General features: G+C 67.4%; 21 protein-coding genes. 8 read left to right on the top strand and 13 right to left on the bottom strand.

Annotated elements, in window-relative coordinates; genetic code table 11:
* Positions 1 to 57 precede the first annotated feature (57 nt).
* Entirely contained in the window at positions 58 to 1,920 is a 1,863-nt protein-coding gene (locus AB0L53_RS42285) for a potassium transporter TrkA (protein ID WP_364007049.1), read from the top strand.
* Here the strand turns inward: AB0L53_RS42285 and AB0L53_RS42280 are convergent.
* Complete coding sequence (locus tag AB0L53_RS42280) at positions 1,898 to 3,064, bottom strand: acyltransferase (protein WP_364007046.1); 1,167 nt, start codon at positions 3,062 to 3,064, stop codon at positions 1,898 to 1,900. The two genes, AB0L53_RS42285 and AB0L53_RS42280, sit on opposite strands and share 23 nt — an antisense overlap.
* A gap of 278 nt (positions 3,065 to 3,342) precedes the next feature.
* Between AB0L53_RS42280 and AB0L53_RS42275 the strand changes: the two genes are divergently transcribed.
* The gene (locus AB0L53_RS42275; protein WP_358178744.1) at positions 3,343 to 3,747 is read left to right on the top strand and encodes a hypothetical protein; all 405 of its coding nucleotides are present in this window, start codon (positions 3,343 to 3,345) and stop codon (positions 3,745 to 3,747) included.
* Positions 3,748 to 3,754: 7 nt separating this feature from the next.
* Here the strand turns inward: AB0L53_RS42275 and AB0L53_RS42270 are convergent, their stop codons facing one another.
* The 7 genes from AB0L53_RS42270 to AB0L53_RS42240 form a co-directional block, all read right to left on the bottom strand.
* Positions 3,755 to 4,069, bottom strand: a complete 315-nt coding sequence (locus AB0L53_RS42270; RefSeq protein WP_364007043.1) for a hypothetical protein — start codon at positions 4,067 to 4,069, stop codon at positions 3,755 to 3,757.
* Between the two features lie 9 nt (positions 4,070 to 4,078).
* Positions 4,079 to 4,744, bottom strand: coding sequence for a hypothetical protein (locus AB0L53_RS42265; RefSeq protein ID WP_364007040.1), 666 nt, complete (start codon positions 4,742 to 4,744; stop codon positions 4,079 to 4,081).
* Entirely contained in the window at positions 4,741 to 5,796 is a 1,056-nt protein-coding gene (locus tag AB0L53_RS42260; protein WP_364007037.1) for a serine hydrolase, read from the bottom strand. The genes AB0L53_RS42265 and AB0L53_RS42260 overlap by 4 nt, the downstream gene beginning before the upstream one ends.
* 69 nt (positions 5,797 to 5,865) lie before the next feature.
* Complete coding sequence (locus AB0L53_RS42255) at positions 5,866 to 7,275, bottom strand: HAMP domain-containing sensor histidine kinase (RefSeq protein WP_364007034.1); 1,410 nt, start codon at positions 7,273 to 7,275, stop codon at positions 5,866 to 5,868.
* Between the two features lie 21 nt (positions 7,276 to 7,296).
* Positions 7,297 to 7,974: a response regulator transcription factor gene (locus AB0L53_RS42250; RefSeq protein WP_364007032.1), complete on the bottom strand. Its 678-nt coding sequence runs from the start codon at positions 7,972 to 7,974 to the stop codon at positions 7,297 to 7,299.
* Positions 7,975 to 8,028: 54 nt separating this feature from the next.
* Entirely contained in the window at positions 8,029 to 9,393 is a 1,365-nt protein-coding gene (locus AB0L53_RS42245) for a VCBS repeat-containing protein (RefSeq protein ID WP_364007029.1), read from the bottom strand.
* 60 nt (positions 9,394 to 9,453) lie between these two features.
* Positions 9,454 to 10,845: an FG-GAP-like repeat-containing protein gene (locus AB0L53_RS42240; protein WP_364007027.1), complete on the bottom strand. Its 1,392-nt coding sequence runs from the start codon at positions 10,843 to 10,845 to the stop codon at positions 9,454 to 9,456.
* 386 nt (positions 10,846 to 11,231) lie between these two features.
* Here AB0L53_RS42240 and AB0L53_RS42235 point away from each other — a divergent pair, with 386 nt between their 5' ends.
* Positions 11,232 to 12,149, top strand: a complete 918-nt coding sequence (locus AB0L53_RS42235) for an aminoglycoside phosphotransferase family protein (protein ID WP_364007024.1) — start codon at positions 11,232 to 11,234, stop codon at positions 12,147 to 12,149.
* Between the two features lie 229 nt (positions 12,150 to 12,378).
* Here the strand turns inward: AB0L53_RS42235 and AB0L53_RS42230 are convergent, their stop codons facing one another.
* The 4 genes from AB0L53_RS42230 to AB0L53_RS42215 all read right to left on the bottom strand — a co-directional run bounded on the left by AB0L53_RS42230 (position 12,379) and on the right by AB0L53_RS42215 (position 15,837).
* Positions 12,379 to 12,810, bottom strand: a complete 432-nt coding sequence (locus AB0L53_RS42230) for a hypothetical protein (protein WP_364007022.1) — start codon at positions 12,808 to 12,810, stop codon at positions 12,379 to 12,381.
* Positions 12,811 to 12,850: 40 nt separating this feature from the next.
* Positions 12,851 to 14,785: a BTAD domain-containing putative transcriptional regulator gene (locus tag AB0L53_RS42225; RefSeq protein WP_364007021.1), complete on the bottom strand. Its 1,935-nt coding sequence runs from the start codon at positions 14,783 to 14,785 to the stop codon at positions 12,851 to 12,853.
* A 3-nt stretch (positions 14,786 to 14,788) separates the two neighbouring features.
* Positions 14,789 to 14,929 carry a hypothetical protein gene (locus AB0L53_RS42220; protein ID WP_364007018.1) on the bottom strand — a complete coding sequence of 47 codons (141 nt, stop codon included), beginning with the start codon at positions 14,927 to 14,929 and terminating at the stop codon, positions 14,789 to 14,791.
* Between the two features lie 173 nt (positions 14,930 to 15,102).
* Positions 15,103 to 15,837 (bottom strand): hypothetical protein, encoded by a 735-nt coding sequence (locus AB0L53_RS42215; RefSeq protein ID WP_364007016.1) that lies wholly within the window; start codon positions 15,835 to 15,837, stop codon positions 15,103 to 15,105.
* A gap of 137 nt (positions 15,838 to 15,974) precedes the next feature.
* On the opposite strand from AB0L53_RS42215, the gene AB0L53_RS42210 reads away from it, so the two are divergent.
* The 5 genes from AB0L53_RS42210 (at position 15,975) to AB0L53_RS42190 (ending at position 20,094) form a co-directional block, all read left to right on the top strand.
* A complete protein-coding gene (locus tag AB0L53_RS42210) occupies positions 15,975 to 16,379 on the top strand; it encodes a hypothetical protein (protein WP_364007013.1) in 405 nt (134 codons plus the stop codon).
* A 179-nt stretch (positions 16,380 to 16,558) separates the two neighbouring features.
* Complete coding sequence (locus tag AB0L53_RS42205) at positions 16,559 to 16,972, top strand: RNA-binding S4 domain-containing protein (RefSeq protein WP_364007010.1); 414 nt, start codon at positions 16,559 to 16,561, stop codon at positions 16,970 to 16,972.
* A gap of 250 nt (positions 16,973 to 17,222) precedes the next feature.
* Complete coding sequence (locus AB0L53_RS42200) at positions 17,223 to 17,630, top strand: VOC family protein (RefSeq protein WP_364007007.1); 408 nt, start codon at positions 17,223 to 17,225, stop codon at positions 17,628 to 17,630.
* A gap of 62 nt (positions 17,631 to 17,692) precedes the next feature.
* Positions 17,693 to 18,574, top strand: a complete 882-nt coding sequence (locus AB0L53_RS42195; RefSeq protein ID WP_364007004.1) for a sigma-70 family RNA polymerase sigma factor — start codon at positions 17,693 to 17,695, stop codon at positions 18,572 to 18,574.
* 230 nt (positions 18,575 to 18,804) lie between these two features.
* Positions 18,805 to 20,094, top strand: a complete 1,290-nt coding sequence (locus AB0L53_RS42190) for an FAD-dependent monooxygenase (RefSeq protein WP_364007002.1) — start codon at positions 18,805 to 18,807, stop codon at positions 20,092 to 20,094.
* A gap of 61 nt (positions 20,095 to 20,155) precedes the next feature.
* On the opposite strand, the gene AB0L53_RS42185 is transcribed toward AB0L53_RS42190, so the two are convergent.
* Positions 20,156 to 20,575, bottom strand: coding sequence for a hypothetical protein (locus AB0L53_RS42185; protein ID WP_364006999.1), 420 nt, complete (start codon positions 20,573 to 20,575; stop codon positions 20,156 to 20,158).
* Positions 20,576 to 20,652 lie beyond the last annotated feature (77 nt).

Below are 20,652 nucleotides of genomic sequence, written 5' to 3'. Positions count from 1 at the left end.
TTTCGCACATCCCCTACCGCCGCTGGCGAGAGGATGCCCAAAACGATGGGTTAGGTCATGGCCACACGACGAGAACGTCTGCGTTACCGGTTCGACAACAGCATGTCGAAGGGCACACCCGCCCTGATCGGCTGGCTCGCACTCGTCACCGTCGTGATGGTCGTGATCTTCGCGGGCCTGTCCATACTCTTCGCCGACAAGGACGTCCACGACAGCTGGTACGACGCCCTCTGGGGCAGCCTCATGCGCGCCATGGACCCGGGCACCGTCGCGGGCGACAACGAGGGCAGCACGATCTTCACGATCCTCGGGTTCGCCATCACGATCGGCGGCCTGCTGATCGTCTCCAGCCTCGTCGGCGTGCTCACCACGGGCTTGGACAACAAGCTGACCGAGCTGCGCAAGGGCCGGTCACGCATCGTCGAGTCCGGCCACACGGTGCTGGTCGGCTGGTCGGATCAGGTGTTCACGATCATCCCCGAGCTGGTCGAGGCCAACGCCAGCGAAGCCAAGTCCTGCATCGCCATCCTCGGCGACGGCGACAAGCTGGAGATGGAGGAGGAACTGCGCACGCGCGTCGGCGACACCGGCAAGACCCGCGTCGTCGTACGCAGTGGCAGCACCATAGAACCGACCGATCTCGACCTGCTCAGCCCGGACACCGCCCGGTCCATCATCGTCCTCTCCCCTGCGGGCGAGGATCCGGACGCGCACGTCGTCAAGACGCTCCTCGGTCTGACCAACCGCAACTGGCGCCGCCGCCGCCCGCCGATCATCGCCTCGGTGACCGACTCCGGCAACCGCGTCGCGGCCGAACTGGCCGCCAACGGGCACGCGCAGGTCGTCGACACCGACGACATCGCTTCCCGGCTCATCGTGCAGACCTGCCGCCAGTCGGGCCTGTCGGTGGTGGTCACCGATCTGCTGGACTTCGGCGGCGACGAGATCTACATGCGTACGGAGCCGAAGCTGACCGGTTTCCCGTACGGGGAGGCGCTGTTCGCGTACGAGACCGCCTCGCTGATCGGGATCCGGCGCGGCGACGGCTCGGTGGTCCTGAACCCGCCCATGGACACCCAGGTCATGGAGGGCGACCAGATGATCGTGATCGCCGAGGACGACTCCACCGTCCGGCTCGTCCGCAGCTTCCCACCCGTCGTTGAGCAGGCGATCAGCCTTCCCGCCCGCGAGGCCGAACCCCCGGAGAGCACACTGATGCTCGGCTGGAACAGCCGCGCCCCGAAAATCGTCGCCGAGCTCGACCAGTACGTGGCCCCCGGCTCGATCCTGAACGTGGCCGCCGCCGTCGACGAATCCGAGTTCGCGTTCGAGCTCACCAACCTGGCCCTGAACGTCAAGGAGTGCGACACCACCGACCGGATCACGCTGGAGTCGCTGGAGCCGGGCATGTTCGACCACATCATCGTGCTGGCCGACGACCGGCTGGAGTCGCAGTACGCGGATTCACGCACGCTGGTGACGCTGCTGCATCTGCGCGACCTGGCATCCCGTACCGGGCAGCGCTTCCCGATCGTCAGCGAGATGAACGACGACCGCAACCGCCGTCTGGCCCAGGTGACCAAGGCCGACGACTTCGTGGTCGGCACCAAACTGATCAGCCTGCTGATGACCCAGCTGTCGGAGAACCCGCACCTGGGCGCGGTGTTCCGCTACCTCTTCGACGCCGACGGCTCGGAGATCTACCTCAAGCCCGCGACCGACTACCTCCGCCCTGGGATGACGGTCAGCTTCGCCACCGTCATCGCCGCCGCCCGGGCCCGTGGCGAGACCGCCATCGGCTACCGGCTGGCGGTCGAGTCCACCGCCCCGCCCAGCTTCGGTGTGGTGCTCAACCCCGGCAAGTCCGACCCGGTCACGCTCGGCCCCCGCGACCTGGTCATCGTCCTCGCCGAAGACTGACCTGCTGGGAAATGACCCGACGGCCGAGGCGCTGCATGGGGCCTTCGATGAAGCGGTGGCTGAGCCAGCTGGCCGGCATGAGCAGGCTCAAAAAGACCACGCTGATCCCGATCTGCAGGGGCAACGGCGACCAGCGCATCTCACCGGCCAACTCCATGACGATCAGCAGCATCGGCAGGTGGACCAGGTAGAGGGAGTAGCTGATCGTGCCGAGCCAGGTGAGCACGGCAGGAAGGGGGCGCGCACGTAAGGCCATGCCACCGGCGAAGGTGAGGGCGGCGAGGAGGACGGTCAGCCCCCACACGTCCGGTCGCACCCACCACCAACCGGCGTTGAGCGCCCAGAGCGGCGTCGCGGCCACGACCATCGCGGTGACCACCACGGGCCAGAGCGGCGCCTGCCCTCGTTCCCAGCGACGGATCGCCGTACCGGCGAACATCACCGCCAGGATCGCCAGCCCGAACCAGGGGACGCGGCTGCTCAGCAACACCAACGCCAGCGCCATCAAACCCAGCGCGCAGGCCGCGACCGTGCGCCCGCGGCCGGAGACCACGCAGCCGAGCCCCACCACGAAGAGGCCGGACGACACCCAGGCCAGCCAGCCGCCCGACAGCGGCGGCCCGGCCAGGACCAGCCCAGCGACGGCGGCGATCAGCGCTAACGCGGCCGGAAGCAGGTTCCGTCCGTCGCGTACGCCGGTCACGAACAGGGCCGCGGCCAGCAGGTAGAACACCATCTCGTACGACAGCGTCCACATCGTGTTCAGCACACCTGCCGCACCCACCGTGTCCAGCAGCATCGTCAGGTGCGCGGCCACCGAGGACAGGTCCCTGGGCACCTCCGGCCGTACCGGGATCCACCAGGCCAGAGCGAGGACCAGGGCGATGACCGCCAGGTAGAGCGGATAAAGGCGGAAGAACCGGCCGATCCAGAAGGCTCGCACGTCGCCGTGCCGTTCCAGCGAGGACGGGATGATGTAGCCGCTGACCAGGAAGAACACCAGCACGCCGTAGACGCCGAGATTGAAGGAGGTAGGCCGCAGCCACGGCATCGCCCAGGTCGTCAGATGCTCCCCCACCACGGCCAGCGCGCCGATGCCGCGCAACGCGTCCAGCCAGGCGAACCGGGACGGAACCTGTCGCACGTCGGCACGAGCGGCTTGAGGGAGAGCGGGGAGCATACCGCCCAACGTATCGGAATCGTGATCCTTCGGACGCCAGGTCCGGCCCGACTCAGCGGGGCTGCCATGGGAGGACGATCTTGCGTATCGAATTCGCCAAGGCGGGGGAAACACTATCCCTCCACATGCCTTTACATCCCTTTCTGTCGTGTTTGTCGGGTTGGTGAGGGAAACAACTGGGGAGCGGCCTCGAACAAGGGAGCCAGGCCCCACGACGAAGTCAGAGCTCAAGGGGGATTTCGATGACCTATCACCAAGCACGCCATGTGACCGGCTGGGTCGGCTGGATCTGGTTCGGCGGGATGATGATGGTCCTGGCCGGGCTGTTCAACATCATCACCGGTCTCGCCGCCGTCTTCGCCAACCGGGTCTACGTGCAGACGCCCGCCCGGCTCCTGCTTTTCGACGTCACCGGCTGGGGCTGGCTCCATCTCCTCTTCGGCGTGCTCGTGCTGGCCACAGGCATCGCCGTCACCCTGGGCCAGGATTGGGCCAGGGTGGTCGGCATCGTTCTGGTGATGCTGAACGCCCTCACGCAACTGACCTGGATCGCCGTGAACCCCTGGTGGTCACTCGCCGTCATCGCGGTCGACGTGCTCGTGCTGTACGCGCTCATCGTCCACGGCCGCGAAGCCAAGCTCGATTAGCCACACGCTAGGGGAGAGGGCCGAGGGTGAGGTGTCGGCCGTCAAGCTGGGATTCGATCGTGCCGGTCATGGCATTGGGCTGGATCAGTACGTTGTCCGCCTTGAGGTATCCGCTGTGCCGTCCGGACACCGCGAGGTCGGCGCTGAATGGTCGGGGTGGGGATGCGTCACGAACGCCGCCAGCAGAGGCTTGTGCAACGCGGCCAGCCGGGCGGCCAACGCCTTGGCGTCCGAGACCAGCAGGCTCGCACTCGATCAGGTAGCTGTTGACGAAGATGCCGGTCTCGGCGGCGCTGTAGGTATGTACGCGAATGTCGGTCATGATCTTCCTTTACGGTTGACCCGAAGCCTGCCGCTCGTAGGCGACGACCCGGGTGTTGAGCATGCTCAATCGGAGGTTGTTGACCAGCGTGAAGGCGACCAGGCAGCCGGCGACGAGCCCGATCGTGTCGTAGCCGGGGCGGTCATGAGTCAGCGAGCCCACGGTGGCGAGCCCGCCGATGACGACGACGATCCAGCCGAGCCGCAGCCCGGCCGCGATGCCCTCAGTGCCTCCGTGCCGCACCAGCTGCCCGCACCGGAGGAACTGGATGCCGAGCAGCGTAGGTATCCCGGCGAGGAAGCACCCGATCACCATCACGGTGACGATCGATCCGCCGCTGCTGCCGCTGTCGTGCGGGATCCGATAGGCGAAGACGAGGATCGCGATGGCCGCGAGGAACCACAGCACGCTGTACGCCATAACGAGCACGGCGACGCTGCGGAAGTTGCGCCGTATCGCGGGATCCGCCATCGCCGGTGAGCGCCGGAAATCTGTCGTCGTCCAGTTCGCGATCACATGACGGACCAGCAGTCCCGCCGGTACACCGGCGAAAACGAGTCCGACGACGAACAGCGGAAGTCCAGCCCGTACGTCACCGTCCACGAGCTTGCCCAGCCCGATCGCGAACGTCAGCACGCCTGCGGCGACAACGAACCTCAGAAGCCGGAAACTCACGAGGTCCTGGCCACCTCGGCCGCCACAGCGCGGAACGCGACGATGGCCTCTTCCTGGTCAAGAGCGCTTCCGGCGATGGACGACTTGACGATGACGACGCCCTGCTCGGGTGAGACGTAGATGTACTGGCCGCCGAGCCCGACCGCCATGAAATCTCCGCCGTCGCCGCCGAGCCACCAGTGCAGGCCATAGTTCGGGTTGACCGAAGACGGTTTGATGGACGCCTTCACCCAGGAGGCCGGTACGACCTGGTGGCCCTTCGCCTTACCGCCGTGCAGGTAGAGCAGGCCGAAGCGGGCGAAGTCACGGTCGGTGGCGTAGTAGCAGCAGTAGCCCAGGCTGTCGCCGTGTGAGTCGTTGCCGACGGTCGCCGTGGACTCCATGCCGGCGGGCTGCCAGATCTTGCGCTCGACGTAGTCGTAGTACGGCATTCCGGTGGTCTTGGTGACGAGCCGGGCCAGGACGAAGGAGTTCATGCTGGTGTACTCGAACCGGCTGCCCGACTCCCAGCCGCGCTTCTGGAGGGCGGCCATCTTGCTGATCGAGTAGCCCTTGTTGGCCGCGGCCATCAGGCGTGGCGCGTCGGTGGCCTCGTCCCAGTCGATGCCGGACGACATATGCAGCAGGTCGCGAATGGAGACCCCGGCATAGCCGGAGTCCTTCAGCTCGGGCAGGTATTTGTCCACGGAGTCGTCGATCGATCCGATGTGCTTCTCTTTGAGCGCGATGCCGACGGCGGTCGCGGTGAACGACTTGGCCATCGACCAGGACTGGAAGCGGGTGTCACGGTTCGCGCCGGTGTAGCGCTCCGCGACGACGTCCTGGCCGTCCAGGGCGAGGAAGCCGTTGGTCTTCGTACGGGTGAGGAAGTCGTCCAAGGTGTGCTCTTCGCCCTGGTAGGTGTAGGTCACCGAGAGATCTCTGAGGGCGGTACGCAGCTTGACCGGGTGCGCCGACGGCTGCATGACGTCAGTGGTCTCAGCTAAGGCCGCTGACGGCATGAACAGCGTGACCGCAGCCGCAACCGCGACCGCGTAATGGGTGATGCGCATGTCATCTCCTCCGAAGGATTAGTTCGGAGGGATGGTGACGTGCTTTTCTGGCATTTCTCTGGCAAGAAGCTATTCCAGCCAGGACCGCCCGGATCGCGGAGCTTCCCGCTCGGTCACCGGCAGCCGTACCTCGGCCCGCGTACCCGGACCGTCAAGGGAGGCGCCCAGCCAGGCGGTGCCGCCGTGCAGGGCCGCCTGCTGCCGTACCAACGTGAGACCGAGCCCCGAGCCCGGGCTGCCAGGGCGACGGTGGAAGCGGGCGAACACCGCCTCGCGGCACTCGGGCTCGATCCCCGGACCCGTGTCCTGGACGGCGAGGACGATCTCATCCCCACACTCCAGGGTGACCGTGATCGAGGTGCGGCCGGACGCGTCCGTACCGTGCACGGCGGCATTGTCGAGGAGGTTGTCGGCGACCAGGCGCAAGCCCTCCGCCCAGCCGCGTACCCGGACGGCGTCCGGCACGCGAGCGGTGATCGTGGCGTGCGGGTGGCGGCGCCGGGCGTCCTCGATCGCGTCGTTGACGATGCCGGCCAGGTCGGTCTCGGCGAAGGCGGAGGCGTCGAGCAGCTCGCCGCGCGCGAGCCGGCGCAGCATGGTGATGAGCCGCTGGAGGCGACCGTGTTCGGCGGCCAGGTCGGCGACGGTCTCGGCGCGATCCGCCGCATCCAGCCCGGGGTGGTCCAGGAGGGTCAGGTTGGTGCCCATGCTGGTGAGCGGAGTGCGCAGCTCATGCGCGGCGGTGGCGGCGAACGCGCGCGCGGTCTCCAGAGCCTCGCCGGTACGGGCCACGGCCGCGTCCCGCCGGTCGAGGAGGTCGTTCAGGAGGCGGGCCAGCTCGTCGATCTCGGTGACGCCGGCCGTGGTCGCCAGCCGCGTACCGGAGGAGGAGGGCGCGTCGATCGCACGTGCCTGCCCGCCCAGCCTCGACAGCGGCCGCACCGCGAACCTGCCGAGTACGAGCCCCGCGACCACGCCCACACCGACCGCGACCAACGTGACCGAGCCCAGCCGGTCGCGCAGGGCGGCGATCTGGCCGGCGAGGCGCTCATCCGACTCGAACAGGATCAGTCGCGCCCTCCCCCGCGGCCCCAGCTCGGCGGCGACGAACCGCCACTGCCGATCCCCCTCGGCGTAGTCGCCGGGACCGGCACCGGCCGGGAGCGTGCCGGGCACGTCCCCGATGACCAGCAGTTTCTCGTCACCTGCCACCACGCACGCCCCGCCTGGGCCGGCGGCCGCGGCCAGCAGTCGCTGCTCCAGGAGGTTGGGCGGCACGGCACGCAGCAGACCGGTCCGCCACGCGTACGCCGTCGCCATCGGGGCCAGTGCCCGCGCCCGCGCCGCGAGCTGTTCATCCCGCTGAGCGCGCAAATCCTGCGAGAGCAGCATCAGCACGACCAGCCCGGCCAGCGCCACCAGCAGCGGGACGGCAACGGCCAGGCAGAGCGCGAAGCGCGTGGACAGCTTCATGTTCATGGCTCGCGCAGTTTCACGGCTTCATGGCTCTCGTAGCACGAACCCGACGCCGCGTACGGTGTGCAGCATGCGCGGCTCGCCGCCCGCCTCCAGCTTGCGCCGCAAGTAGCCGACGAACGTGTCCACCGCGTTGTCGCTCACCTCGAAGTCGTAGCCCCAGACCCGCTCCAGCAGCACGGCACGGGTCAGCACGATCCCGGCGTTCCGCGCCAGCACCTCCAGCAGGTCGAACTCGCGCCGGGTCATCTCGACCGGGCGGCCGCGCAACGTGACCACACGGGCGTCCGGCTCGATGACCAGCGGCCCGATGCGTACTGTCGTGCCCGTGGCGCGCCCGGCACGGCGGAGTAGGGCGCGCAGGCGCAGCACCAGCTCACCCAGGTCGAACGGCTTGATCACGTAATCGTCGGCACCCGCCGCCAGCCCCGCCCTGCGGTCGGCCACCTCGTCCATCGCCGACAACATCAGCACCGGCACCTGCGACCCGGCCTCCCGTAATCGACCGCACACCTCGATGCCCGACATTCCCGGCATGGACACGTCCAGGACGATGGCATCGGGCTGCCCGGCCGCCCGCTCCAACGCCTGCCGCCCCGACTCGGCGGTGTCCACGACGAAGCCCTCCAACCGCAACCCGCGCCGCAGCGAACGCAGGATGGCCTGATCGTCGTCCACAGCCAGGATCCGGTACGCGGTCACCGCCGCAGACTACAGATGTTGCCCCGCCGGGGTCGTCCCGGCGGGGTGGGGTGGTTAGAAGTACGGGGTCCAGCCGGGGCCCATCTCGATGGCACTCGAGAAGTTGTTGCTGCCCTTGCCGTTCCAGATGTAGAGAGTGCCGGTGCCTTCACGGACGGAAGCGATGTCGGTGTGGCCGTCCTTGTTGACATCGCCCAGCGTCATCAGGGTGCTGTCGAAGGGCTCCCAGCCAGGACCGATCTCGATCGCGCTGGAGAAGTTGTTGGAACCCTTGCCATTCCAGATGGTCAGCTTGCTGCCATCCCGGACCGCAGCCAGGTCACCGATGCCGTCGCCGTTGAAGTCTCCGCCGATCGGCTTGCTGTAGGCGGTCCAGCCAGGACCGATCTCGATGGCACTCGAGAAGTTGTTGCTGCCCTTGCCGTTCCAGATGTAGAGCGTGCCGGTGCCCTCGCGGACGGCGCCGATATCGGCATGACCATCGCCGTTCACGTCGCCCAGCGACACCAGGGTGCTGTCGTACGGCTCCCAGCCAGGACCGATCTCGATCGCGCTGGAGAAGTTGTTGGAACCCTTGCCATTCCAGATGGTCAGCTTGCTGCCATCCCTAACCGCGGCCAGGTCACTGATACCGTCGTCGTTGAAGTCACCGGCGATGGGCCTGCTGAAAGCGCCCCAGCCAGGACCGATCTCGGTGGCGGAGTTGAAGTTGTTCGAGCCCTTACCGTTCCAGACGGTCAGCGTCCCGGTAGCGGCCGAGAAGATGTCCCCCACCCCATCGGCGTTGAAGTCCCCACCATACGAACTCCGCGGCTGCCAAAGGGCATCGACGATCTTCTGTGCGTCTCCGGCCTGGGGCTGGTAGCGGGACGGGTAGGCCGAGACCTGTACCGCCTGGCAGACCTCGCCGATCGGCGCTGTCATCCAGGAGTTGTTCGGGTACTCCCTGACCATTTTGTCGAGGAAGGCATTGGTGGCCCAGATCGGATTGAGCCGCTCCTGGACGCTGCCCCACGACGCACGCTGCTGGAACAGGCCGAGACTGTCGTGGTCGACCGTCTCGCTGACGTTCTGGATGGTCGACTCCACGATCGCGGTGGTGACTGCGATGACCGCCGCTCTGGGATCCATGCCGCGATCGTGTACGGCCTTGACGATCATGCGGGCGCATGAAACCCGGTACGCCGTCATGTAGCCCTCCATCGTGGCGGTCAAGACGCCGTTCAGCTGTGTGGCCAGGGCCGCGTCCGTGCTGGTCGTGCCGTTGGAGTCGCATGCGGCGGTGGCGTAGGAGGCGGTCACTCGGCCGGTAGGTGGTCCGGCCGGATCGTCCTGGGCGTACCCCGAGGGGGATAAGGCGACGATCGCGAAGATGGCCAGCGCTGCCGTCGTCGTGTGGCGGGCGAATGTTCTCGACACTGTCTGACGCTCCAAATCGTGGGAATGCCCCCGCCGGGCCGTCCCGGCGGAGTGGGGTGGTTAGAAGTACGGGGTCCAGCCGGGGCCCATCTCGATGGCGGAGCTGAAGTTGTTCGAGCCCTTGCCGTTCCAGAGGTAGAGAGTGCCGGTGCCTTCACGCACGGCAGCGATGTCGGTATTCCCGTCCTTGTTGACATCGCCCAGCGACATCAGCGTGCTGTCGTACAGCGCCCAACCGGGACCGATCTCAACGCCGCTGGCGAAGTTGTTGTCGCCCTTGCCGTTCCAGATGGTCAGCGCGCTGCCATCCTTGACCGCCGCCAGGTCACCGATGCCGTCACCGTTGAAGTCACCGCCGACGGGCTTACTGAAAGCGGCCCAGCCCGGACCGACTTCGACGGCAGAGGCGAAGTTGTTGTCGCCCTTACCGTTCCAGAGGTAAAGCGTGCCGGTGCCTTCACGCACGGCAGCGATGTCGGTATTCCCGTCCTTGTTGACATCGCCCAGCGACACCAGCGTGCTGTCATACAGCGCCCAACCGGGACCGACCTCGACGGCACTGGAGAAGTTGTTGTCGCCCTTGCCATTCCAGATGGTCAACGTGCTGCCATCCTTGACCGCCGCCAGGTCACTGATCCCATCACCGTTGAAGTCACCAGCAATGGGCCTGCTGTAAGCGCCCCAGCCAGGACCGATCTCAGTAGCGGAGTTGAAGTCGTTCGACCCCTTACCGTTCCAGACGGTCAACGTCCCGGTAGCGGCCGAGAAGATGTCCCCCACCCCATCGGTGTTGAAATCCCCACCGTCTTGGTTCGACGGACCGTCGTTGGCCTCGACCGGCGCGCTGTAACCGACGATGTCGCTGCTCGACCGGGAGTGCGAGTTGGCCTTAGTCCGGTCGCCGCTGTTGCCCTCGATCGTGTAGATCGTGCTCCCGTCGACGCTCTTCACTATGCCGACGTGGTCGATGTCACCGTTCTGCTCCCAGTCGAAGACCACGGCGTCGCCCGGCTGCGGGGTGTAGCCGCTGCTTCTGGTGTGCCAGGTCCCGTACTTGGTCCCGTAGTCCTTGAACGAGCTGGCCCACCCGGTGAGCACACCACCCTCTAACTCGGGGACGTCGGCGTGGGGCACACCGGCCTTGCGCCAGACGTACTTGGCGAAGTCCGCGCACCAGTTGCTGTCGCGCCACTGCACGCCATCGCTACTGGGGCAGCCGGCGGAGTCCTTCCACGTACGGAAGACACCGGTGTAGTAGTTGCACCCGCTGCCCATGGGACTCTCATGATCTCGGGTGCCGTTGTTCAGCTCGTCCTGGGCGGCGGAGACGATCGCGGACCTGCTCACCGCGGAGGCCGGGGCGGACATGACGGTGGTGAGGCCGGTGGCCATGATCGCCATGGAGGCCAGACCCGCGGCGAGCCGTCGGCCTGTTATATGGATTTCACCCATTGTGATCCCTCATCTCTTGGATTTGTTTTTGTGGGCGTACTTCCGGTAAAGCTGTCGGGGTTCAATTCGGGCATGCTTCCGCCTCCGCCGAACTGTTTTGACAGTTCGACGGACGATCCGATCAATAGCTTTTTCCTTCCTGCTACGCCCCTGGCCACTGGCGGCACATCCCCGTGAACGCCACGGTCGCAGTGCGCAGCCACGATAGGCGAACGGCATTTCATCTCGTTATCGCGGCGAAAATCAGGGAAATTGTCGGCGACAATGGGAGAAACAAGTTGCCATCGAGTTCAGCCGAGAAACGCCCAAAACCCTGGAATTCCTGGCCCGAAGCCCCGAAGCGGGGAGGAAATGGGCGGGCCGCCATCCGGCTACTGTTACTCCGCATGACGCACACCGAGATCGACATCAACGCGGAGTTCGTGCGGGATCTGCTGCGCGACCAGCACCCCGACCTGGCCGATCGCCCCGTACGGCTTGGTGCGCGTGGCTGGGACAACCAGCTTTGGCGGCTCGGCGACGACCTCGCCGTCCGGTTGCCCTGGGCGACGCAGGACGCGGACGAGTTGCTGCGCAAGGAGTACACCTGGCTGCCCGCCCTCGCCTCGCGCCTTCCGCTGCCGGTTCCCGTCCCGCAGCGCCTCGGCGAGCCCTCACCGCGGTTTCCGCGCCCCTGGATCGTCACCACCTGGGTGCCGGGCGAGCCCGCCGACCGCGCCCCCGTCACGCGCGCCGCGGAGGCGGCCGACGCCTTGGCCGCCTTCCTGACCGCTCTTCACGAACCCGCCCCCGAACAGGCTCCCGCCGGCCGGGACCGCGGAGGGTTGCTGGCCGACTACTCCGAGGGGTTCATCAAGGGGCTCGCCTCGGCCACCGAGATGGGGTTGATCCCCGACCCGGACGCCGTCCGCGCGGTCTGGGACGACGCCGTCGCCGCGCCCGACTGGACCGGCCCGGCGCTTTGGCTCCACGGCGACCTGCATCCGGCCAACGTCCTCACCGCGGACGGCACCATCTGCGGCGTGATCGACTTCGGCGACCTCTTCGCCGGCGATCCGGCCGGCGACCTCGCCGCCGCCTGGAACCTGCTGCCGGACGGCGCCGCCGACCGCTTTTATGACGCCTACCAGCCGGCCCCGGACGCCGCGACCCTGCGTCGCGCACGCGGATGGGCAGTACGCCGCGCCCTCGGCGGCATCCATATCGGAGAAGCCGGCGTCCGCGGCCGCCCAGGCGGCAAGGCCACATGGGGCCCACCCGCCCACGCCGCACTGCGACGTCTCATCGCAACAGCCCATCGCTGATCGATCACGCTCGCGTACCTTCGCGCCAGACCGAGCAAGGACAGAAGCCCATGTCGATCGTGGTCACAGCCGGACAGCGCAGGAACGCACCGCAGTTCGAGCCTGTGCTGGAGAAGGTCCGCGTGCCCCGCATCGGGCCGTGGCCACCCGTTACGACAAGCTTTCGGTCGCTATGAGGCGAATATCCTGGTCGCGGCCATCAACGATTGGCTGTGATCGACACGCGTCGCTAGAGCTCGTAGTCCTGGGCTAGCTCCTCCCAGCGGATGTTGCGGAGGGCAAGATCGGCACTGTCGCCTGACGGAACGTCCGGGGTGGGCTGGAACCAAACGACGGTGAGGGCGGAGCGGTACAGCACCGGATCGTGATCAGGAGCAACCGCTGTTGAGCGGAAGGCGCCGATGCAAACCACGGAGGGCAGCACCTCGACTGGACCGAACGCACCCACGGTCTGGTCCGGGTACTCACGGCAGGGCGGAACGAGATGGACCGGCGTGGCGGGAAAAGCGCGTTCGGCGGTCCGCAGGAGACCGCGGACCTTCATGTCGTTAACGGGCTTGCACGGATAGCCCTCCAGCATTCCGCCGTAGGTCGAAGACAACCGCAGCTCAGACAGCTCGATCGAACGGCCGGACGAGAGGACTATGCGGCTCAGCGACATGCCAACACCCTACGCACGAGATCCACTTCCAATACACGCCCTACATCGCGGACGGATAGGGCAACTTGAACCGCGCCGCCGACAGGTCATGGAAATCGGCGCTCTCCCGAGCGTGCAGGGCAAGCAGGCTGGGCAGGCGATAACGGAACAGGCCGTCCGGCCGCCGCCCCCGCTTCTCGAGCAGCGCGGCGTCCGCGAGCTGCTCCATGAGGTTCTCCGCGCTCGACAGGTCGATGTTCATGAGCGCCGCGCCACTCCAGACGTCCAGCTCCGGGGTGTCCCAGAGCGAGAGCCGGCGATACAGAGCGGCGGCATCCGGCTCCAGGCCGCTGTAGGCGCGGTCGAAGCTTTCGCGGATCCCGGGCGGCCCGCCGTGGCTCAGCTCATCGAGCCGGTGCAGCGGGTCGCGCAGCCTGGCCAGCAGATGGGAGACGCTCCAGTGTGCCTTCGCGGTGAGCCGCGCCGCGGCCGCGGACACGGCCAGGGGCAGGTTGTCGCAGTACCTGACCACTTTCCTGGCGGCAGCGGGCTCCCACCGTACGCGGTGATCGGCGACGAGCGCGTCGAGTAGTTCGACGGCCGAGCGGGTGTCCAGCGCGTCCAGCCGCAGGCGTACCTGGGCTGGGCTCGATTGGTTGTACGAGCTGGTCCCGAGCACGCAGCAGGTCCCGGACGCGGGGATCAGCCGTTGAACGCGGCGCAGGTCCCGCACTCCCCTGAGCACGACCAGCACCCGCCGTCCGGCGACCGACCGCTGGAACAGGTCAGCCCGCCCCTGCGGGTCCGCCGGGATCTCGTACTCCGGGATCTTCAGAGCGCGCAGGAACCGGGCGAGCATGGCCGAGACAGACTCCTCGCCGTCTCCTGTCCGGGTGAGGTCGGCGAAGAGCCGTCCGTCGGGGAACGACTGCGCCACTCGGTGAGCCCAGCGGACCGCCAAGGCGCTCTTGCCCACCCCCGGTCCCCCGGTGATGAGCCCGACGGCGGCAGACTCTGGGTCGGGGCCGCCCTCCAGCAGAGCATCGAGGCTCGCAAGCTCCTCCTCCCGGGAGACGAAGGACAGCACATCTGCAGGCAGCCGCGCCTCACCGAAGCCGGCGGGAAGGTCGGCATTAAGAGAGACCGATGCCGTGGAGGTCGACGCTGTGGAGGTCGGCACGAGCGAGGGATCCTCGCGCAGCATGGCGGCGTGCAGTTCCTGGAGCTCCTTGCCCGGTTCCAGCCCCAGCTCGTCGATGGAGTACTGGCGGGCCTGGCGGAACAGTCCCAGGGCCTCGGAGCGGCGGCCAAGCCGGTAGTTGGCGAGCATCAGGATCGCTCGGGCGTGCTCGCGTAGCGGCTGTTCCTGCACGAGCCCGGACAGCTCGGACACGATCTCGCTGTACCTCTCCAGCTCCAGCTGGAGCTCGGCGTACTGCTCGTACGCGTTGAGCCACTGTTGCTCCAGCAAGTTCGCCTCTTCCTGAAGCCGCGAACTGGAGGTGTCAGCGAACGGGGTCCCCCGCCACAGGCTGAGCGCCTCCCTGAGCAGAGAGGCGGCCTGGGCCGTCCGCTGGTCCCGGGCGAGTTGCCGCTCGCCCTGTTGTCGCTGGCCTTGGGCGAGTTGCCGGTGGTCCTGGGCGAGTTGCCGGGCCGACTCCACCCGGGCCGCGAACTCGACCGCGTCGATGCGGTGGTCGCCGGACACGAGCATGTAGCCGGGAGCCGCTGTCACGATCACGTCCTCGTGGCAGCCCGCCTCCTGGAAGACCTTGCGGAGGCCGGCGACGCAGATGGCGATCTGGTTGCGGCACGTGGTCGGCGGCGTACCACTCCACACAGCCTCGATGAGCCGGTCGACCGAGACAACCCGGTCGGGAGTGAGCAGCAGCACGGCCAGGACAGTCCGCTGGCGGAGCCCGGTGACAGTGAAGCGGACGTTGTCTGCGATGACCTCAAGCGGGCCAAGTATGTGAAAGCCGAGTGACGAGGGCACGGCTTACCGGTCTCCGCCGTCGCGGGCCGAGGCGGCCTGACCGCCGCTCCGCGACGGGTCCCGCAGCGACGGCTCGGCAGCGGCGGCGGGAGGCTGAACGGATGTGACGAGGACGGTGGCTGTGGCCAGCTTCGATGCGATCACGCGCGGCAGCGTGGCAGTCATTTCTGGCAATTCCCTGGCAAAGAGTCGGGGAATGAGACCTCTCCGGCCTCACGGGCCCGTACTGCTGGAAGATCCCGATTGCGTGGCAGCGCAGTATGTGCGCGCCCTCGTCGTAGCGATCTTCGCGATGCTCCTGGACCACTGACCGGCCGTCATGCGGCGAGCATGTCGAGCGGTCCGCCGACCAGCACCAGGGCGAACGCCGCCCAGCGGAACACATGCAGCGGCCGAGTGCGATGCAGGAGCGCGCCAAGGAGTGTCTCGGCCGCGCCCATCAGCGCCCACCACGCTGCCTTGGCGAGCAGCCAGCTCCGGATCGCGTTCACGTACCGGCGCCGATCACTGGGCACGTGCTCCGTCAGGAACACGTCGATTCGCGCTTGAATGTGACCATCCTGTGCTGAGCACAGACCGTCGTGTTCGCCGCCGCATGAGTGGACTCGGGGCAGCTCTGCGATGACGCTTCCATGGAATGCCTGGTACTCCTCAAGCGAGCAACCCAGCGCGCGGGGAACGTAATCCGGACGACCACGCACAGCGCTGCGGCGGTCGCCGCGCTGGCCGGTTATCCCCCACTGGTCATAGGAAGTGCTTGGGGAGATGGATATGAAGTGCCCCCGGATACTCGTGGAGAGGCCGGCCACACCGGCTTGAGACAACCTAAGCCGGGCACGGGAGAGGGCGTCTGTAGCGCGGACCTTCAATCCGCTGCCCCGCCGCCGCAGCTTTTTGGGATCGAGGAGGTCCAGAACAATGGACAGCGCGGCGAAGTACAGCATGACCTTCCCGACGCGGCCCCACACCAGCATGGACCACCCCCACACCACCATGTTGGTGGTTGAATGGCCGTCGAACCAGGTGGCGATGACGTCAAGTAATTCGTTCACGGGCTGCCCCTTCGGGTGCACAGCGGTTTCACGCAGGGTTCCAGTCTTCTCTCGTTCACCGGTATGTGCCGGTCGTTCGCTGACGCGGAAGGAGACAACGACCGGGCGGCTGTTCCGCCGTTCATCGAAAGACCCTCATGCCTCACCCAACCGACCTGTACGACCTGCTGGTCTCCATCGATCTCGACAGCGAGGAATACTCGGGCTTCCACCTGTTGTGGGCGGAGGACATGGGCGGCAACGAGCTGTGCCGTCGTCTGGGCGGCGAGCCGGCCAGCGCGTTCCGGTGCGACATCAACAACCTGGCGCGACCCGAAGCTGAGCCAGGCCCCGCCATGTGGGCCGGTACAGCCAACGGCTGGGCACAGGCCTTACTGTTCAACCTCTACCGCTCACCGCTGTCCTTCCTTCCAGAGGTGTCGCGCGACACACGAGCACCGCCACATCCGCCCTACGGCTGGCAGGCCGAATCACCGGGGCGCGAGATCGACGCCAAATGGTTGAGCGCCGTGCACAGCAATTACTCACTCAAGTCCAGCTGATGCCGCTTGAGCCAGGAGCCTCGGATGGGCGGACCGGAGGGGATGTCCTGGAGGCCGAAAGCGGCGATGACATCGCAGATCGCCCGCTCAACATCGGAATGGCCTTCCTCGTCGCCAAGGTAGATGAGCATCGGCAGGCTTGGATGCAGGCGACGCGACGGTCTCAGTACAGTGTGGGAGTGGCAGGTGAGCAGCTGAGTGCTCGGGTGGACAGCTGGATCTGGTCGGTGCGGCTGACCAGAACGCGTTCGATCGCGTCCGACGCCTGCCGGGGCGGTCACGTCCGGGTCAACGGGGTACGGGTCAAGCCCGCGCACGTCGTCCGGGTCGGTGACGAGGTCCGACTGCGGCACGATGGGCACGAACGCATAGTGGTCGTCTCCCGGATCATCACCAAGCGCGTCGGCGCCGCCGTGGCCGCCGAGTGCTACGTGGACAAGAGCCCTCCGCCGCCTCCGCGCGAAGAGATCGTCACGGTGGCCGTACGAGCCCGTGGCGCGGGCCGTCCCACCAAACGCGAACGCCGCAGCATCGACAAGCTGCTCAGACGCCCGACGGCGGAGGGGCGGGGCGCCCGGCCCGATCCGGAGTGAACGGGCATACCGCATCGAACAGGTGGGCGCGGTAGCGAGCTCACCGAACGCCCCGCTGGCGAGAAGCAATCAGCGACCGCCTAAAGAACGCGATGGCGGTTCCTCCTCCACCGGATCCACGCGGATACCCGTGACGCCCTGCCGCGCAGGGCTCGGTCCACTCGTTACCTTCTGGCGCCCGCCCCCGTCATACGAGCGACGGCCGTGTACGCCCACGGTCGTCGGACCAACAACGAGATTGGAGACCAGGGTGCTGACGAACATCATGTATGTGACGGTCAACGTCACCGATCAGGACCGCGCGCTGAAGTTCTACACCGAAGGGCTCGGCCTGGAGAAGCGCATCGACTACCCGGGACCGGAAGGACGCTTCCTCACCGTGGGTGTTGGCGACAGTCCGATCGAGATCATCCTCTGGTCGCCCGCGCCGGCCGCGGGACAGCCGGTCGAGAAGCGGCCGGATGCTGCCCCCGGCCCGCTCATCCTCGAGTCGGACGACCTGAGGAAGGATTTCGAGGTGTTTCGCCGGCGAGGCGTAACATTCGATCGGCCCGAACCGGAGGACTACCCGTTCGGCGTTCGCATCGAGGCGGTGGATCCGGACGGCAACCAGATCTCGCTCCGCCAGCCGCGCCGCCCAAACCGTGCCGATGGCTGACCGACCGTAGACCACGCGACGATCCGGGCCTGTCATAACCCATGATCCGAGGAAACCACCCGATGACTGACACCAGCCGGACCGACCAGCTGGCCGAGGCGTTCGAGGCCCAGCGCGACCGGCTGAGCGCGGTCGCCTACCGCGTGCTCGGATCGCACGCCGACGCCGAGGACGTGGTCCAGGAGGCCTGGATGCGCCTCGCCCGCCAGGACGCGGCGGCCATCGAGAACCTGGCGGGCTGGCTGACCACGGTGGTCGGCCGGATCAGCCTGGACGTCCTGCGGTCCCGCCGCGAGGCGTCCTACGGAGACGGGTTGTCCGAGCTCGTGATCACGGTCGACGACAGCGCCGAACCCGAGGAAACCGTGGCGCTCGCCGACTCGGTCGGGCTCGCGCTGCTCGTCGTCCTGGACTCGCTCGGGCCCAGCGAGCGACTGGCGTTCGTGCTGCACGACCTGTTCGCGGTGCCGTTCGCCGAGATCGGCCAGATCCTCGGCAAGTCTGCCGACGCCACCAAGATGATCGCCAGCCGCGCCCGCAGAAAGGTACAGGCAACCGAACGGCCGACAATCGCCAGACGAGAACAACGACAGGTCATCAAAGCCTTCCGCGCGGCCGCGATGGGCGGCGATTTCGAGGCGCTGCTGCGCGTGCTCGACCCGGACGTGAAACTGACGGTCGACACTCCGAACGGAGTGGTCGTCACTCTCGGCGCCACCGCGGTCGCCACCGGCGCGCGGATGGTCTCCGGCGCTGTCGCACGACATCAAGCAGTACTCGTCAACGGCCTTCCCGGGTACGTCTCGTGGCGCGAGGACGGAACCCCGCTCTCCATCATCTCGTTCACGGTCGCCGACGGCCGGATTGCCGCCATCGCGATCTTGGCTGATCCCGCCAGGCTCGCATCGATGCACTTCGTCGCTGGCACCAAAACTCACACGTAGAACCAGCGGTCTCAAACGCGGCTCCCCGCTCGGTTGTCCTGTGACAGCGAAGGCTGGTCATTGTCACCGAAGGTTGATGACCACTAGTTTCGTGCCACCGAAGCATGGACGCGATCTCGGTCGTGCCGATGAGTTTTGTGCGGATCCGTGGTCGATACGGCTGGACACACCGACAGCGGTGGGCCTGCGCTGGGAACGTCCAGCGCGGGAGGAAGCACATGGAGGCAGTGATGAGCGTCGACGACTCCGAGCAGGAGCACACCATCCGGGCTGGCGAGCAGGGGACGCGGGTGAGCGGTCCCAGGGTGTTGGTGGCGGGGGCGAGCATCGCGGGGCCCGCGCTGGCCCACTGGCTGCGTCGGCGGGGGGCCGAGGTGACCGTGGTGGAGCGGGCTCCTGAGCTGCGTCCCGGCGGGCAGGCGGTGGACGCGCGCGGGGTCGCCAAGGAGGTCATCAGGCGCATGGGGCTGGACGCGACGGTGCGCGCGGCGTGCACCGACACCGCCGGCGCGCACACCGTGGACGCGGACGGGCAAGTGCTGGAGACCTTCCGTGCCGACGACGACGGCGGCGACGGGTTCATCGCGGACATCGAGATCCTGCGCGGGGACCTGTCCCAGGTGCTCTACGACGACACCCGCGACGGCGTCGAGTACATCTTCGGCGACCGAATCGCGGGGCTCGCCCAGGACGCGGACGGGGTCGACGTGATCTTCGCGGGCGGCAACCGGCGGCGTTTCGACCTGGTGGTCGGGGCCGACGGGTTGCACTCGGAGCTGCGAGCGATGGTCTTCGGACCGCATGAGCGGTTCCTCCGCCATCTCGGGCACGTGCTCGCCTTCTACAGTGTGCCCAACGAGTTCGGGCTGGACCGCTGGCTGCTCGAGTACCAGGACCAGGAGTCCGGGCGCTCTGCCCTCCTGCGGCCCATCCAGGACGCCACCCGGGCGATGGCCATGTTCTACTTCGCCTCGGCCGACTTCGACGTCGACTACCGTGACGTCGCGGCCCAGAAGGTCCTGCTGCGTGAGCGGATGGCGGGCCTGGGCTGGTTGACCCCGGGCATCCTCGCGCACCTGGACGACACCCCGGACTTCTACCTCGACGAAGTCGCCCAGGTGGTGATGGACCGCTGGTCGAGTGGACGGGTGGGGCTGCTCGGGGACGCGGCGTTCAGCTCCTCGCCGATGTCGGGGCAGGGCACCGGGCTGGCGCTGGTCGGCGCCTACCTGCTGGCCGGAGAGCTGGCCGCCGCCGGATGGGACCCCGACGCCGGGTTCGCCCGCTACGAGACGCGGATGCGCTCGTTCGTCGAGGCCAACCAGGAGATCGGCCGGTTGAACGCCCGCAGCCGCGAGGTCCCCGGGCCCGACACCGAGCCGAGCCCCGATTTCGCCAGCGAATGGTTCACCGAGCTGGTCGGGCGCGCGATCAACGGCATCGAGTTGCCCGACTACGCGGGGGTGCCGGACTCCGCAGCCCCGGCCGGATCGCCGGTCACCTCGTCGGCCAAGCCGTAGGTGTCACATAACGTGTCGAGAGGGACCACGCTTCGGTGGGACACCGCCGGACGACCTCCGCTCATGCCGCGTAGTGCGCGTTGGAGCGCCCGTTCGGCGGCCCCGCAAGCCATTGCCCCGCCGCCCGTCCGCCATCGACCCCGTTCGACACCTGATCGATGTCATGATCAATGAAGGCCACGGCCTGCACGCGTCCGATCCCGTGTATGGCTATGAGTACGTCGTTAACCACGTGGGCCGTGACCAGGTCGACATCCAACCGCGTGGATTCGAGAAGTGAAAGGTTGGCGTGCAGCCGGTCGACGTCGCGCAGTCGGCTACAGCCGATCGGCGGCTCCAGGGCGGCGGAGTCGACGACTGGGAGGGAATGATCGTCGATCAAGGGGTTCGGCGGCTGACGACAAATCACCTCGAACTCCGGGCCATGGGACAACTCGCCGCCGTGAACGTTCTCGCCGCCGCCCGCACCCCAGGGGAGCATTACGTCACCCCCACACATGTGCTCGGCCCGTCGTCTTGATCGCCGTCCTGCCATAGCGGTCGCTCAGCCTGGCGGAG

The sequence above is a fragment of the Nonomuraea sp. NPDC052129 genome (assembly GCF_040680095.1).
Classification (GTDB): domain Bacteria; phylum Actinomycetota; class Actinomycetes; order Streptosporangiales; family Streptosporangiaceae; genus Nonomuraea.
Note: the sequence above shows the minus strand (reverse complement) of the source record. Positions and strands in the feature narration are given on the sequence as shown.

Bases quoted from the DNA above. Each gene is read 5' to 3' on its own strand.
- AB0L53_RS42275 (WP_358178744.1), top strand. From the start codon at position 3,343: ATGACCTATCACCAAGCACGCCATGTGACCGGCTGGGTCGGCTGGATC.
- AB0L53_RS42235 (WP_364007024.1), top strand. From the start codon at position 11,232: ATGACGCACACCGAGATCGACATCAACGCGGAGTTCGTGCGGGATCTG.
- AB0L53_RS42255 (WP_364007034.1), bottom strand. From the start codon at position 7,275: ATGAACATGAAGCTGTCCACGCGCTTCGCGCTCTGCCTGGCCGTTGCC.
- AB0L53_RS42230 (WP_364007022.1), bottom strand. From the start codon at position 12,810: ATGTCGCTGAGCCGCATAGTCCTCTCGTCCGGCCGTTCGATCGAGCTG.
- AB0L53_RS42285 (WP_364007049.1), top strand. From the start codon at position 58: ATGGCCACACGACGAGAACGTCTGCGTTACCGGTTCGACAACAGCATG.
- AB0L53_RS42240 (WP_364007027.1), bottom strand. From the start codon at position 10,845: ATGGGTGAAATCCATATAACAGGCCGACGGCTCGCCGCGGGTCTGGCC.
- AB0L53_RS42270 (WP_364007043.1), bottom strand. From the start codon at position 4,069: ATGACCGACATTCGCGTACATACCTACAGCGCCGCCGAGACCGGCATC.
- AB0L53_RS42210 (WP_364007013.1), top strand. From the start codon at position 15,975: ATGCCTCACCCAACCGACCTGTACGACCTGCTGGTCTCCATCGATCTC.
- AB0L53_RS42185 (WP_364006999.1), bottom strand. From the start codon at position 20,575: ATGCTCCCCTGGGGTGCGGGCGGCGGCGAGAACGTTCACGGCGGCGAG.
- AB0L53_RS42190 (WP_364007002.1), top strand. From the start codon at position 18,805: ATGAGCGTCGACGACTCCGAGCAGGAGCACACCATCCGGGCTGGCGAG.
- AB0L53_RS42195 (WP_364007004.1), top strand. From the start codon at position 17,693: ATGACTGACACCAGCCGGACCGACCAGCTGGCCGAGGCGTTCGAGGCC.
- AB0L53_RS42260 (WP_364007037.1), bottom strand. From the start codon at position 5,796: ATGCGCATCACCCATTACGCGGTCGCGGTTGCGGCTGCGGTCACGCTG.